The sequence below is a fragment of the Exiguobacterium sp. Helios genome, from assembly GCF_014524545.1.
Lineage (GTDB): Bacteria > Bacillota > Bacilli > Exiguobacteriales > Exiguobacteriaceae > Exiguobacterium_A.
The window spans coordinates 2601904-2614651 of record NZ_CP053557.1 but is presented as its reverse complement, the minus strand read 5'-3'; the positions used below and the strand labels follow the sequence as shown (position 1 = coordinate 2614651).

Sequence of the window (12748 nt, the reverse complement as noted above, 5' to 3'; positions counted from 1 at the left end):
TTATATTTAGTCATGTTCCTTCATGAACGTCAGAAGGAAGTGCCAGGATCCATAAATAGAGAGAAGAATGGGAGAGATAGATCATGAAATTACAACTCGCAATCGATTTAGTCGATACAGCTGGTGCCATCGCTTTAGTCAAAGAAATTGGTGAAGAAAACTTGGATATCGTTGAGATCGGGACACCGGTCGTCATCAACGAAGGGCTTCGCGCTGTTAAAGAAATGAAAGTCGCATTCCCGAACTTAACGGTTCTCGCCGACTTAAAAATCATGGATGCTGCCGGTTATGAAGTCAGCCAAGCTGTCGCACACGGTGCCGACATCGTGACGATTCTTGGAGCAGCCGAAGATATGTCGATCCAAGGTGCCGTGGAAGAAGCGAAAAAATCAGGCAAGAAGATTTTGGTGGATATGATTGCTGTCAAAGATATCGCGACACGTGCGAAAGAACTTGATGAACTTGGTGTTGACTACATCTGTGTCCACACAGGTTACGATCTTCAAGCCGTCGGTCAAAACTCGTTCGAAGATCTCGCGACAATCAAGTCAGTTGTTAAAAATGCCAAAACAGCAGTTGCGGGTGGCATCAAGATGGAGACATTACCAGAAGTCATCGCAGCACGTCCAGACCTCATCATCGTCGGTGGCGGAATTACCGGACAAGACGACAAACAAGGAACAGCGTCAACGATGCGTCGGATGCTGCAAGAGGCGTAAATGACACATATTCAAACGATTTTACAAGAGCTGACGTCGACGGTCGAAGCGATTGATCAAGCCGAGACGACGAAACTCGCGGAAGCCGTTCTGAAGGCAGACCGGATCTTTCTCGCTGGAGCCGGTCGCTCCGGCTTGATGGGCAAAGCGTTTGTCATGCGTCTGATGCACATGAACTTCGATGCGTATGTCGTCGGTGAGACGGTCACAGCGAACTTGCGTGAAGGAGATTTGTTGATCATCGGATCAGGATCCGGTGAGACGAAAACACTCGTTCCAATCGTCGAGAAAGCGAAACAGATCGGTGGAACCGTCGCGGTCGTCACGATTGAGCCGACGTCGACACTGGCGAAGTTAGCAGACTTAACCGTCAAGCTGCCGGGAGTGCCGAAAGAGCGGACAGCCACGGCGGATGAAACGGTTCAGCCGATGGGATCATTGTTTGAACAAACGATGTTGCTGTTTTACGACGCATTGATTCTTCACATCATGGCGGCGAAACAACTTGATTCAAAAACGATGTACGGCAAACATGCTAATTTGGAATAGAAGAAATCATAAGACCGGTAGACGTGTGTGACACGTTTGCCGGTCTTTTTGGTATAATTTTCAAAAAGGTATTCCCATTTGTGTGAGTTTATTCGGATGACAGAAAGAATCGACTTGTGATAATGAGAGAAACGAAGGGGTAGAAAGGAGGACGGGGAATGCGTTTTGTAAAGCCGATGACAATCATCGTATTGATCAGCAGTTGTCTCCTGTCGGGATGCATGTCTGAGACGGAAGAACCTGTCGTGAAACCGCCTGCTGACGTTAAATCAGTAAAACCAGTTAAAGAAAAAAATGAGGTGGAGGAATTTTTAATCAAAGAGCCATCGAAAGATGCGGATACACCGGGAAAAGCGGCCGTCGAACAGATTCAACTGACATTTAAAAATGGACAAACGGCTGTCCCGACCGAAGACGATGTCTTGTCGGAAGCAATTCTCGGTCAAAAAGCGGTTGTCAGTCTGCATGCACCGAAAGCACAGAATAATTACATCATCTTATTTTACGAACGGTCTAATCGCTGGACATTAACCGGGATTCTTCCAGTGGCAGGTCCAAGTAAGTCCGAACGTTCGAAATCACGTGGCTTGAAGCTTCCGTTTCAAACGTTTAAGAAAAATGAAATGGTCTGGAATGACGAAAAAGACGCTTCGACCACGTGGACGTTTACCGGGAAACAGTCTATTATCACAGTCTCGAAGCTATCACAGCAGACGATCGACGATAAGCGGTCAGCAAGTGTGACATTATCAAATGGCATCACAGCATACACCCACGAGACGAGGCGGGAAGCCAGCTTGTCTTATCAGGATGGCGAACAGACGGTTCTCTTAGGTGGTAACGTCCCGCTTGCCAGTCTTAAAATACTTGCGGAATCATTGCCTTCCGTGAACTCAGGATTGTTTCCGTATGCTGAAACAGAATAAAAGATCGCCCGTTTCCCGCAACTCCTGACAGAGTTGATGAAAACGAGCGATTCTTTTTTTACATATTTAATGTCTTACCATTTTAAATCAAAATCAGCCCCGACATCTTTCGCCAAATGCGCATCCGATCCGTAAACGAGCGGAATCCCTAAAGACTGCGTGAGTTGTAGGAGTTCCGGGTAAGGATAGGAAAGACCGCATAACGGTTTCCGCAGTCCTGCCGTATTGAGATCAAGCGTAAAGTCCGCCTGGCGGATTTTCCGGACCGTCTCATCCAAGTTCGCCGGCGTCTGCTCAAGCGGATAGGCTTGGATGAACTTTGTCGGCAAGGTCAGGTGACCAAGGCGTTTTGGTTGATGCGTCCCGAGGTTCGTCATGACGAGCGCCTGGATGCCTTCGTAATAGCGTTCGTGAGCCGCCGTGACACTGCCTGTCGCCGTGACGATCTCGCCGAAACTTTCTTTGCTGAAGTCGACCATGTAATACCGGTCCTCGATCCAGAGGTAATGCAGCGACAGGATGCCGTCTGTCAGCTCGGGACCATAACGGGCGATGATATCACGCGTGCCGTCAACGTCATGCTCCCAATAATCAAACTCCATTCCGATCCGGATGTCGATATCGTTTTTGTATGTGTCGCGTAACGTCTTCAGTTCTTCAATGTAGCGTTCGGCTGTCGCAAACGACATCCCGGAATCGTTGTCGGGTGCCGGATCGACGAGTCCTTCCGGCAGCGGGGCGTGCTCGGTGAAGCTGATTCGTTCGAGACCTTGTAACAGGGCGCGTTCGATATACGCTTCGAGTGGATCCTTTGTTCCGTGCGGACAATACGGGCTGTGGACGTGACCGTCCCATTTGATCAATTGCATGACAAAACCTCCAATATGTTTTTTTCAGTACGAAAACAGGCAAAAGGATTGACAATCGAACCACAAAAAAGGTATCTTATCGTTAAATAATTTAGCGTGGTACAGTGATAACAAGATAAAGGAGTGGCGACATGCAATCATTTTCTACGATTCGACTCAAAGACGGGGCAACGGACTACGTCGGGCAATCAGCTGAACGCCTGCAACGTGTCATCCGCCAACTCGAGGATGGGCTCGAACAATCTAACTATACCCGATTAATCACCCCTTTAATTGAAGAAGTCGGTGGTCGGGAACAAATTCGGATGGATTTTACGACAAGTGTCGCGCGGGCGCTCAGTGAGCGTGGCCGCGAACAATATAAACGCGTCTTTTACAGTGGTTCGGTCTTCCAGCCGGAAGAAAAGTTCCAAGTCGGTTTTGAAGAGAGGGGCGTCATTGCCGAGGTTGAAGCGATCCAACTCGGTGTCCGGTTGATCGAAGAATTGACCGGTAAAGAAGTGACGTTGTCGATCGGCGACGCCGGACTGATTGAACACTTGATTGAAACCCGGGTCGGTGATCACCATCTGCGGGATCAAGTGACACAGATGCTGCGGTTACGGAACGTCATCGAACTGAAACGGATTGCCCGGGAACTCGATGATGCCTTGCTCGCCAAACTCCCGCTCTTATTTGGTCGGGAAGGGGCGGAACAGATTTTGCCGTATGTCGACGAAACCCGCTTAAATGCCGTCATCGATTTAGCAGACGCCGTCAATGCCGATCTCGACTTTGGGCAGATGGGGCTGCAGACGTACTATGATGGCGTGACGATTCACGGTTTCATCGAAGGTGTGACCGAGCCGGTATTGGTCGGAGGACGATACGACCGGCTGTACGAACAATTTGGTCAGGAACAACAAGCGTTCGGGATCGGATTTTCCGTCGAACGACTCGCGGAGGTGCTCTAAATGCGGATTGGGATTACGAAAGGCCGGCTGTCGAAAACAACAGAACGGTATTTAAAAGAAGCAGGCGTCGAAACGTGGGGGGCGATCGAACGTGAATTGATCGTCAAGCGCGGCGAACATGAATTCGTCTTCATGAAAGGGTCGGATTTGATTCCGTACGTCGCCCAAGGCGTCCTCGACGTCGCGATCACCGGCAGCGACATCCTGCTCGAATCGGATCAGGAATTGTCGGAACTGGCAGAATTGCCATTCGGGATTTGCCGGATGTCGGTCTGTGCAAAAGAACCGTTGCAGTTCGAAGGCGGACGCCGGGTCCGGATTGCGACCAAATATCCGGTCATCGCGAAACGTTACTTCAGTGAACTGGGTGTCGATGTCGATATCGTGCCGCTGAACGGTTCGGTTGAACTGGCACCATTGCTCGGTCTTGCCGATGCGATCGTCGATATCGTCGAAACGGGTGAAACACTCCGGGCGAACGGTCTTAATGAATATGAAAAAATCATCGATATCAACGCCCGATTCTTTACAAGCGAGTGGACGTTGAAACGCAAACGCGTCGAAGTGATTCAATTACTCGAACAGCTGACAGAAGGAGTGACTCGGTAATGGCAACGACAAAAAACTTCAGTGTCGACCGTGAGACGGAGCAAGCCGTCCGGTCGATTCTGGAACAAGTGGCAAACGACGGCGATGCAGCCGTCCGTCGCTATACAAGTGAATTTGACCGTGTTGATCTGACCGACTTCCGTTTGGATGAAACGAAAATTCAAGAAGCGTTTGATCAAGCCGATCCGAATCTGGTCGACTCGTTAAAACTGATGGCGACTCGACTCGTCGAGTGGCACGAACAAGAATTGCCGTCCGACATCGAGCTCGTCGAAGCGGACGTCACCCGTCGCCAACGGTTTGTTCCGGTTGACTCGGTCGGGATTTATGTCCCGGGCGGAGCAGCAAGTTATCCGTCAACCGTCCTGATGAATGCGATTCCGGCTAAAGTCGCCGGCGTCGAGCGGGTGGTCATGGTGACACCGGTCACCGGACTCAGCACAGAAGTGTTGGTCGCGGCGAAAATCGCCGGTGTGACAGAAATCTATACGATCGGTGGCGCCCAAGCCGTCGCTGCCTTGACGTTCGGTACGGAATCGATTCAAGCAGTTGATTTGATCGTCGGACCGGGTAACCGGTTTGTTGCGGAAGCGAAACGTCAAGTCTACGGCATCGTCGGTATCGACTCGGTCGCCGGACCGTCAGAAGTCGTCGTCATTGCCGATGAGACGGCGCATCCGGACCGGATTGCCGCCGATCTCCTCGCACAAGCCGAACACGACCGTGACGCCGTCGCGATTGCCTTCGTCCCGACGGAAGCGATGAAAGCGGACGTCGATGCGAACATCGAACGCCGCCTGCAACAGTTACCGCGCCAGGAGATTGCACGCCGGGCGATGGAAAACGGCGGCGTCTTCGTTGCCTCACTTGATGATGCGATTGAAGAAGCAAACCGTTTGGCCGCCGAACACTTGGAGCTCGCTGTCGCGAACCCGCAAGAGGTCGTCAAGTTGATCCGTCACGCCGGGATGATTTTCCTCGGACACGAAACACCGGAAACACTGGGCGATTATGTCGCCGGGACAAACCACGTCTTACCGACGTCCGGGACGGCACGTTTTGCGTCCGGCTTATCGGCACGAACGTTCTTACGTCACCAGACGATGCTCGAAGCGACGCGGGAAGGTGTTGCCCGACTAGCGAATGCCGCGAAAACGGTCGCCCGGGTCGAAGGACTCGAAGCACACGCACAAGCGATAGAAGTGAGGGAAAACTGATGCGATTACACCAAAACGAACGATTTACGGCACACAGCCCGATTGGCATTGAGACAATCAAACAACTCGTTGAGACGTTTCCGATCAATGAATATCCGGTCGAAGTCATCGACCAAGTCAAAGCATCGTACAGCGCCTATGCCGGTGTCCGTCCGACGCAACTCGTAGCCGGGAACGGCTCTGACGAACTGATTGGTTACCTCTGTGCCCGCTATGCCGGTCCAGAGTCACCAGTTATCGCCTCGCAACCGGACTTCGTCATGTATCAGTTTTATGCCGACCGCGCACGGGCTGACTTCAGTAAAGTCCCGTTGCTCGACGGGATGGCACTCGATGTCGATGGACTGCTCGCTGCACCAGGCAACATCATCTTCCTCAGTCACCCGCATAATCCGTCAGGGATCTTGCGGAAAGAGGCGGATGTCCGCCGATTGCTCGATAGCGGAAAATATGTCGTGATTGACGAAGCCTACATCGACTTTGCCTTTGAGCAATCGATGGTCGGTTTACTCGACGAGTATCCGAACGCGATCATTCTCCGGACGTTGTCGAAAGCGTTTGGTCTCGCCTCCCTGCGACTTGGCTTCCTGATTGCCAGTGAACAGGTCGTTGCGGAAGTCGAATCAATCAAGTCGCCATATAACGTCTCCGGACTCTCGGCTGCGGTCGGAATCGCCATCATGGCCGAGCCGGAGCTGGATCTCGTCTTGGAAGAGACGTTCGCGAGCCGGAACACGATTGCCCGTCTGGTCGAACCGCTTGGCAGAACATATCCGAGTGCTGCGAATTTTGTCTACGTTGAATACGAGGAAGCTGAACGCTTCACCGAACGTTGTGCCAACGCCGGACTGCGGATCCGTTTGTTTGACGGAGCCTTCCGTGTCAGTTGCGGTTCGACGGAAGCGATGGAAATCTTAGAGAAATGTGTAGAGGAGGAACTGCAATGCGTCGTGGGACAAGTGAACGAGTAAGTTCAGAATCAGAAATCAAGGTGGCGATCGACCTCAGTGGTGGACCCGTTGAAATCAAGACAGGCGTCGGTTTCTTTGACCACATGTTGACCTTGTTTGCCTTTCAGGCCCGGATTGGTCTGGTGATCGAAGCGAAGGGCGATCTCTGGATCGATGCCCACCATACGGTCGAAGATACGGCGATCGTCCTCGGAGCGGCCTTGACGGAAGCGTTAGGCGACAAAGCCGGCATCGAACGGTACGGCGAATCACGTGTCCCGATGGACGAAACGCTTGCCTCGGTCGTCCTCGACTTCAGCGGTCGTCCGTATACGGTCTTCCTCGCCGAATTCAAAAATCCGAAGCTCGGTGATTTTGATACGGAACTGGCGGAAGAGTTTTTCCAAGGTTTGTCCCGCAGTGCCCGGATGACGATTCATGCCCAAGTCCTCTACGGATCAAATACCCACCACATGATCGAAGGACTGTTTAAGGCACTCGGTCGGGCTGTCCGTCAGGCCGTTGCCGTGACCGGAGACGGTGTTCCGTCGACGAAAGGACTGATTGACCAATGATCGCGATTGTAGATTATGGTGTCGGCAATATCGCCAACATCGAACGGGCGTTAAAAGAGCTCGGAGAAGCCGTCATCGTCACAAGTGATCTGGAATTGCTCGGACAGGCGGAAGCGCTCGTCTTACCGGGTGTCGGGGCCTATGCGCCGGCAATGGCCCGGCTGCAGGAAACCGGTTTGATTGAATTTTTACAGGAACAAGCGACGAAAAAACCATTCCTCGGGATTTGTCTCGGGATGCAACTGTTGTTTGAATCAAGCGATGAAGACGGACAGACAGAAGGGCTCGGTATTTTACCAGGAACCGTTCAAAAATTACCGAACGACGTCCGCTTGCCGCATATGGGCTGGCACCAGTTGAAGAATCACGGTGAAGCGGTCTATTTCGTCCACTCGTACGGTGCGGTCTGTGATCCGGACTGGATCGTCGACTCGGTCGAATACGGACGACTCGTCCCGGCCATCGTCCAAAAGGACTTGGTGACAGGGATGCAGTTCCACCCGGAGAAGAGTGGCGAAGTCGGATTGAAATTACTTAAGGAATGGAGAGAGACGACATGCAACTCTACCCAGCAATCGATTTAATGAGCGGACAGGCCGTCCGGCTCAAACAAGGTGATTTTCAACAGCAGACCTTTTTCGGGGATGCGTTGACGATCGCGAGACGGTTTAAAGAAGACGGTGCGACAGCGATTCACTTGATTGATCTCGATGGCGCCAAAGCCGGTGAACCCCTTCACTTGAGCCTGATCGCCGACATCAAAAAAGAAACCGGCTTGTTTGTTGAAGCCGGCGGCGGCGTCCGCAACATCGAAACGGTCGAAGCCTACGTTGGTGCTGGAATCGACCGGATCTTGATCGGCACGGTTGCGCTCGAAGACGAAGCGTTGCTCGAACAGATGATTGAGCTTGCCGGTGATAAGCTGGCTGTGGCACTTGATGCCAAAGACGGGATCGTCCAGACACGCGGCTGGCTCGAAGCGAGTGACTGGACGCTCGAACGGGCGATCGAACACTTGATTCAAAAAGGCATCAAGACCTTTTTATACACAGACATCTCCCGCGACGGAATGATGCAGGGACCGGATGTCGACGGACTCGACCGCTTAAAACGGGACGGCGTTGAACTGATTGCGTCCGGTGGCGTGACGACGGTCGAAGATGTCGCCCGCTTAAAAGAGATCGGGATGGACGGTGCCGTCATCGGTCGTGCCTTGCTCGACGGTTCGTTGTCGTTGAAAGAGGTGCTTCGCGTATGTTGATGAAACGGATCATTCCTTGCCTCGATGTCAAGGAGGGGCGCGTCGTCAAAGGCGTGAAGTTTCAAAATCTGCGCGACCTCGGAGATCCCGTCGCCGTCGCGAAATACTATTACGAACAAGGTGCCGATGAGTTGGTCTTACTTGATATCTCGGCAACGCAAGAAGGACGCGACACGATGCTCGATATCGTCGAGCGGGTGGCGGAAGTCATCTACATGCCGTTTACGGTCGGCGGCGGCATCAAGACGTTGGAAGACGCGAAACGATTGATTCGCGCTGGTGCCGATAAGGTCTCCCTCAATTCATCGGCGTTACAGAACCCGCAACTGATTCAAGACATCAGCCGCTTGTTTGGTGTTCAGGCGACGGTTGTCGCGATTGACGCTAAACGGACAGGTGACTCATGGGGCGTCTTCTCGCACGGCGGTACACAAGCCGTCGGACGGGATGCAATAGAATGGGCGAAGGAAGCGGTATCGCTTGGTGCCGGTGAACTGCTTGTCACGTCGATGGATGCCGACGGAACAAAGGACGGCTACGATCTTGAGTTGATTCAACGTTTGCGTGAAGTCGTCAATGTGCCGTTGATTGCTTCCGGCGGTGTCGGGACACTCGAACACTTGGCGGAAGGACTCGAAGCGGGGGCCGATGCAGCACTGGCAGCCTCGATTTTCCATGAAGCGACCTATACGATGCCGGAAACAAAAGAGTACTTGAAGGCGAGAGGAGTCGACGTCCGATGATCGAATTGAATTTTTCAAAAGGACTCGTCGCGGCTGTCATCTTGGATGAAACGACAAACGATGTCCTGATGGTCGGTTTTATGGATCAGGCCGCTTACGACAAAACGCTTGCGACCGGACTCGTCACCTTTTTCTCGCGGACGAAAAACCGGCTTTGGACGAAGGGCGAGACGAGCGGGCATACGCTCGAACTACGCCGAATGTGGATCGACTGCGATCAGGACAGTCTGTTGATCACTGTCAAAGCCAACGGACCGACGTGCCATACCGGCAATCGGACATGTTTCTATACAGAAGTGGAGGTGCCACATGCTACATGAACTTGAACGCACGGTAAAAGAAAAAATCGCGTCACAGGATGAGGCGTCTTATACGAACTACCTGGTTAAAGCCGGGCGTGAAAAAATCGCCAAGAAGTTTGGCGAAGAGGCGTTTGAAGTCGTCCTCGCGGGCGACGACACGCTGGCGGAAGAGACAGCGGACTTGCTGTATCATCTGACGGTGTTGCTTGCTGATCGAGGTGTTTCGTTTACGGACGTCGAAGCCGTTTTGAACGAACGTCACGGGACGAAGTCGACGTTCAAGGATCGACCGGATATCGAACAGTGGTAATCCACGGCTCTGCATTCCTCGAACGGGATGCAGAGTTTTTTTGCTGAAAAAAGTGGGAAAACAACAAAGGAAGTGTCATCAAATCGTCAGAACATTTTGATAGGCATTTAGTAGAAAGCGGGCGTATAATCAAGAGCATAGTCTGTTTGTCCAGAAAGTAGGTGTCATTTTGATCACGAAAAAAGAAATCACGAAAACGATCAAAGAACAATCAAAAGAAACAATTGAAGAGTTGCTTGCGAAAGGCGACTCGCTTAAAGAAGAGGTGGCCAGTGCCATCACGCACGGACTCGGTGTCATCTTCAGCATCGTCGCTTTAGTATTGCTGGTCCTGCAAGCCTCGAAGTCGGGCAGTGCCTGGAACATCACCGCCGTCAGTATCTTTGGCGCGACGATGATTTTACTCTATCTGTTCTCGACATTGATGCACTCACTCATGCATACGCGTGCCAATAAAGTGTTGCAGATCCTTGATCACGCGGGAATCTACTTATTGATTGCCGGGAGCTATACACCGTTCGCCTTGATCACGTTGCGTGGACCACTCGGCTGGACGTTGCTCGGCATCGTCTGGGGTGTTGGTATTCTCGGGATCATCTGGAAACTGTATTCGACCGGAAAACACGTCTGGATTTCGAACGCCTCGTATTTGATTCTCGGTTGGTGCTGTCTGTTTGCGATCAAACCGATGTATGAAGCGCTTGGCTTACAAGGATTTTTACTTCTGCTCGGTGGCGGTCTCGCCTATTCCCTTGGTGTCATCTTTTACGTCTGGGCCCGTTTGCCTTATAATCATGCGATTTGGCATCTGTTTGTCCTCGCCGGCAGTATCTTGATTTTCTTATCGATTTTCTATTACGTCGCGCCGGCACCGGCACCGATGTCTTGAAAAACTTAAAGTTACGGGACTGGCTCCCGTTTACACTCTACATGCTTGTTGGACTTGGACTGCTCCTGTATTTCCGTTTTTCCGGAATGATGGAGCAGTTTGATATTCAAGCCTTGTCTGACTGGATTCGTCAGCAGGGCGCCTTCGGCATGTTGCTGTACATATTGGCTTATACGATCCGACCGCTCGTCTTTTTCCCGGCGAGTCTGTTGACGGTGTTTGGCGGTTATACCTACGGTCCGTGGATCGGGACGATTCTCGATGTCGTCGGTGCAGGGACCGGCAGTTTATTAAGTTTTTGGATTGCCCGTCTGCTCGGTCGACGCGGCATCGAAAAGATCATCGGAACCGGTAAATTGACGGTTCTCGATGAACGGATCGCAACGAATGGATTCGTCGTCGTCTTGATTGTCCGGTTGATTCCACTGTTTCCGTTTGACGCGATCAGTTATGCATCCGGTCTGTCGAAAATTAAATTCCGGCAGTTTGCGCTCGCCAGTTACCTCGGTATCATTCCAGGAGCTTTTGTCTACAACAATATCGGCGCCAGTCTACGGGACCCGTTTTCCTGGCAATTTTTCTTTGCGATTTTTTTGTACCTGCTCTTTTTCATCATCGGTTTTTTTGCACAACGAAAACTTCGAAAAAAACAAAACATCGAGCACATGTAAGCGCTTTATGTCATAATATGAATGCAGAGATGTGAACCGACATGGTAAAACAGCCTAGCATTTATTTAGGGGGAGTAATGAGTGATGGAACGAGTATTACGGGATGGTTTTATCTTCTTATCGCAAAATAAGACTTTGAATGGTCTGGCGAAACGGTATGGTCTGAAGTTCGGTGCAGGGCGCTTTGTGGCAGGTGATTCACTGGAAGCTTCAAAACGGGCGATTCAAGATTTGAATTCAAAGGGATTGTGCGTCACGATGGATCACCTCGGTGAGTTCATCTCGACAGTCGCTGAAGCGGAAATGATGACACAGGAATGTATTCGGGCAGTGGAAATGATTGCGGAAGATAAATTAGACTCGCAACTTTCACTGAAATTGACATCACTTGGTCTCGATATCTCGGATGAATTGATCCGCTCGAACATGGAACGGATTTTGACACGGGCGAAGGAAGTCGGCGTGTTCGTCACGATCGATATGGAAGACGAGCCGCGTTGTGAAAAAACGATTCAATTGTTCGAAGAATTACGTCAGTCGTTTGATAATATCGGAACGGTCATTCAGTCGTACTTGTACCGGTCGGAAGACGACATCAAACGTGTCGGCCGGTTCGAGACGAACTTACGGATCGTCAAAGGGGCTTACAAAGAGCCGGCAACGGTCGCTTTCCCGGAAAAAGAAGACGTCGATCATAACTACATCAAACTCGTAAAACTTCAACTGTCACTCGGTAACTATGCCGCGGTCGCAACGCATGACGACGCGATGATTGAACAGATCATCCGTTATGCAAAAGAAAACGGCATCGGCAACGACAAGTTCGAATTCCAGATGCTGTACGGCATCCGTGTCGAACGTCAGCTTGAACTCGTGAAGCTCGGCTATAAAGTCCGTGTTTACGTCCCGTACGGTCGTGACTGGTACGGCTACTTCATGCGCCGCTTAGCGGAACGTCCGGCAAACGTGGCGTTTGTCCTTAAAGGAATGGTTAAAGGATAATAACGAATAATAGAGAAATGAAAGATGGAGCTGTCATGGCTTCATTTTTTTTATGCTTTTTATAACAGCTTGAAAGATTTCGTTCTTCCCGTGCTTTCCTCGGGCGAGACGCAAGTCGCGGCTCTTTGACCCGTGGGATCAATGAGCCGGGTCTCGCCTGTCTCTGACAGCGCAAAAAAATTGCGCTTTTTCCCGTAGGAGTC

At 51.4% G+C, this 12748-nt stretch carries 15 protein-coding genes and 1 pseudogene; 15 read left to right on the top strand and 1 reads right to left on the bottom strand.

Annotation, left to right across the window (positions count from 1 at the left end; all coding sequences use genetic code 11):
* Window positions 1-83: 83 nt before the first annotated feature.
* The 3 genes from hxlA to HNY42_RS13590 all read left to right on the top strand — a co-directional run bounded on the left by hxlA (window position 84) and on the right by HNY42_RS13590 (window position 2194).
* Window positions 84-719 carry a 3-hexulose-6-phosphate synthase gene (gene hxlA, locus HNY42_RS13600; RefSeq protein WP_188004652.1) on the top strand — a complete coding sequence of 212 codons (636 nt, stop codon included), beginning with the start codon at window positions 84-86 and terminating at the stop codon, window positions 717-719.
* Complete coding sequence (hxlB, locus tag HNY42_RS13595) at window positions 720-1268, top strand: 6-phospho-3-hexuloisomerase (protein WP_188004651.1); 549 nt, start codon at window positions 720-722, stop codon at window positions 1266-1268.
* A 158-nt stretch (window positions 1269-1426) separates the two neighbouring features.
* On the top strand, window positions 1427-2194 hold the full coding sequence (locus tag HNY42_RS13590) for a hypothetical protein (protein ID WP_188004650.1): 768 nt from the start codon (window positions 1427-1429) through the stop codon (window positions 2192-2194).
* A gap of 74 nt (window positions 2195-2268) precedes the next feature.
* Here the strand turns inward: HNY42_RS13590 and hisJ are convergent, their stop codons facing one another.
* On the bottom strand, window positions 2269-3063 hold the full coding sequence (gene hisJ / locus HNY42_RS13585) for a histidinol-phosphatase HisJ (protein ID WP_188004649.1): 795 nt from the start codon (window positions 3061-3063) through the stop codon (window positions 2269-2271).
* Window positions 3064-3194: 131 nt separating this feature from the next.
* Here hisJ and HNY42_RS13580 point away from each other — a divergent pair, with 131 nt between their 5' ends.
* The 12 genes and pseudogenes from HNY42_RS13580 to HNY42_RS13525 all read left to right on the top strand — a co-directional run bounded on the left by HNY42_RS13580 (window position 3195) and on the right by HNY42_RS13525 (window position 12545).
* Window positions 3195-4016 carry an ATP phosphoribosyltransferase regulatory subunit gene (locus HNY42_RS13580; RefSeq protein ID WP_026827608.1) on the top strand — a complete coding sequence of 274 codons (822 nt, stop codon included), beginning with the start codon at window positions 3195-3197 and terminating at the stop codon, window positions 4014-4016.
* On the top strand, window positions 4017-4625 hold the full coding sequence (hisG, locus tag HNY42_RS13575; RefSeq protein ID WP_012371233.1) for an ATP phosphoribosyltransferase: 609 nt from the start codon (window positions 4017-4019) through the stop codon (window positions 4623-4625).
* Complete coding sequence (gene hisD, locus HNY42_RS13570) at window positions 4625-5842, top strand: histidinol dehydrogenase (RefSeq protein ID WP_026827609.1); 1218 nt, start codon at window positions 4625-4627, stop codon at window positions 5840-5842. Before hisG ends, hisD begins: the two co-directional genes overlap by 1 nt.
* Window positions 5842-6813 (top strand): pyridoxal phosphate-dependent aminotransferase, encoded by a 972-nt coding sequence (locus HNY42_RS13565; protein WP_188004648.1) that lies wholly within the window; start codon window positions 5842-5844, stop codon window positions 6811-6813. Before hisD ends, HNY42_RS13565 begins: the two co-directional genes overlap by 1 nt.
* Window positions 6786-7367, top strand: coding sequence for an imidazoleglycerol-phosphate dehydratase HisB (hisB, locus tag HNY42_RS13560; protein WP_188004647.1), 582 nt, complete (start codon window positions 6786-6788; stop codon window positions 7365-7367). Before HNY42_RS13565 ends, hisB begins: the two co-directional genes overlap by 28 nt.
* Window positions 7364-7951, top strand: coding sequence for an imidazole glycerol phosphate synthase subunit HisH (gene hisH / locus HNY42_RS13555; protein ID WP_188004646.1), 588 nt, complete (start codon window positions 7364-7366; stop codon window positions 7949-7951). Before hisB ends, hisH begins: the two co-directional genes overlap by 4 nt.
* Complete coding sequence (hisA, locus tag HNY42_RS13550; RefSeq protein WP_028105795.1) at window positions 7924-8628, top strand: 1-(5-phosphoribosyl)-5-[(5-phosphoribosylamino)methylideneamino]imidazole-4-carboxamide isomerase; 705 nt, start codon at window positions 7924-7926, stop codon at window positions 8626-8628. The genes hisH and hisA overlap by 28 nt, the downstream gene beginning before the upstream one ends.
* Window positions 8622-9371, top strand: a complete 750-nt coding sequence (gene hisF / locus HNY42_RS13545; RefSeq protein WP_188004645.1) for an imidazole glycerol phosphate synthase subunit HisF — start codon at window positions 8622-8624, stop codon at window positions 9369-9371. Before hisA ends, hisF begins: the two co-directional genes overlap by 7 nt.
* A pseudogene (gene hisIE / locus HNY42_RS16385) lies at window positions 9368-9983 on the top strand (bifunctional phosphoribosyl-AMP cyclohydrolase/phosphoribosyl-ATP diphosphatase HisIE). The gene hisF and the pseudogene hisIE overlap by 4 nt, the downstream one beginning before the upstream one ends.
* A gap of 223 nt (window positions 9984-10206) precedes the next feature.
* Complete coding sequence (locus HNY42_RS13535; protein WP_147269818.1) at window positions 10207-10872, top strand: PAQR family membrane homeostasis protein TrhA; 666 nt, start codon at window positions 10207-10209, stop codon at window positions 10870-10872.
* Complete coding sequence (locus HNY42_RS13530; protein ID WP_114595146.1) at window positions 10869-11543, top strand: TVP38/TMEM64 family protein; 675 nt, start codon at window positions 10869-10871, stop codon at window positions 11541-11543. Before HNY42_RS13535 ends, HNY42_RS13530 begins: the two co-directional genes overlap by 4 nt.
* Window positions 11544-11627: 84 nt before the next feature.
* Window positions 11628-12545, top strand: a complete 918-nt coding sequence (locus HNY42_RS13525; protein ID WP_188004644.1) for a proline dehydrogenase family protein — start codon at window positions 11628-11630, stop codon at window positions 12543-12545.
* Window positions 12546-12748: the final 203 nt, after the last annotated feature.